We start from the raw sequence: 1,527 nt of genomic DNA, 5'->3' as shown, positions 1-1,527 counted from the left end.
AGGATAGCAGATTTTCGTATTAACCTGAGCATCTCATAAAAAAACATCGTTTGTCGTTTATATTTTGTATTTTACAGCGTATAGCGACCCCGATCACGAAAATGCACAAAGGCTATCGCAAAAGGTTTTAAAAAAATGTCTGGTAAGAATGCTAAACGTCATCAAGTATCAGAGCCTGATTTCAGCCAGTTTCTGGAAATGGCCGACAACGAGCTATCTCTGGAAGATCGCAGTACGGTTCATTACCGCAAGTTAATGGAGAGTTACAGCGCTTTCGATGCCATCCGGGAGAAAACATCCGCCAAAGGCTGGCTGGCTGCCAGCCAGATAGAAACCAGGGCGAAGGAGTACCTGCAGCAGGAACCTTTTAAGAAAGACTGGGTCACCGCGGTGTTATCCCCCGTTCAGGCTTTTCTCGAGAGCACCCTTGAAGAACCGCCCAAAACCATTCACATGTTATTGCTTCAGCCACTGGACAGGAATGGCCTGGATTATTTGAAAGCCTGGATCAGGGCCAACCCGGATTATCAAATCCATCTCTGGCAGGACCAGAGGGTTTCCCTGGCCGCTCTGATGCGAAAATACATCATAGAGTGGGCACTCGCCGATGTTGCCAATGCCCGGGACATTGAGCCGTTTTCGGGACAATTAATCAGTCGAATCATCGATGCCCAGCGACGTGCTGTCAGTCATGTTCTCAATAGCTACGACAAGGGGGCTTCCATTGATCGGGCGGTGCAGGATTTTCTGGTTTCATACACTCACGTTTCTGCCAAAGAACTGGCCGTTGAAAGGGAGCAGTTTAATCAGCAGATTCTCTATGCCAGGAAAGCATTGAGCCAGTTAAGTGACGGCGGAAATCAGGCGCGGGTTAACGTTCGGGATATTGCATCGCTATGGCCAGAAGGGAACATTCTGACCAGTGATTACTTCAATGAGCTGCTGCGAGGAAATATCAACGGAGCGGAAAATCTGGCCCGGTTTCAGATCCTGTTCAGTGCCGGTGGCTTTATTGTCAGGCCGGATAGCCTGCCCGGCATAGATCGGGACTGGTTAACCGGAATTGAACGGGATGGCCTGCCAAAAGAGATGCTGGAAGCCGGAATTGTCCAGGCGGTCCTGGAGAGCCACCCGGACGACTTCCCTCACCGTCAGGACAAACTCCGGCAACCGCTTCGCGGTGGCTACATTGACAGCCTCAAGCTGCTGGATGATCTCAAACCGGGGATTCGTCAGCAATTGCTGGCGGCAGCCAGTGTCACCCGGCAACCCTTTCGGTCAATCAATCAGGTGGGCCTGATTCCCGGTACTATTCAGGCTGGGCAATCCCGTGGGCGTCTGTCCGCCAGCATGATGGCAGCCCGGCAGGGATCACCTGTCGTACAACGGGTGTTGGCTTTGATGGTCAAAAGGTACCGATTTTTAGACCGTGCCCTGGGGGCGGCTGAACCCTACAACTGGCAGGAGACCCGACGGTTTTATTTCAGCCAGCTGGACGCGGCGAAGGATCATGGTTTCCCCCTGGAC

Annotated in this window: 1 protein-coding gene; it reads left to right on the top strand. The window is 52.1% G+C overall.

The genetic code is table 11. The features are described 5' to 3' along the window. Positions 1-135 precede the first annotated feature (135 nt). On the top strand, positions 136-1,527 hold a 1,392-nt coding region (locus KDK16_RS02960), incomplete at its 3' end, for a TcdA/TcdB catalytic glycosyltransferase domain-containing protein (RefSeq protein WP_257274604.1).

Source organism: Endozoicomonas sp. SESOKO4, from assembly GCF_024606275.1.
The sequence above is the reverse complement of the archived record's forward strand: the minus strand, read 5'-3'. Positions and strand labels throughout refer to the sequence as shown.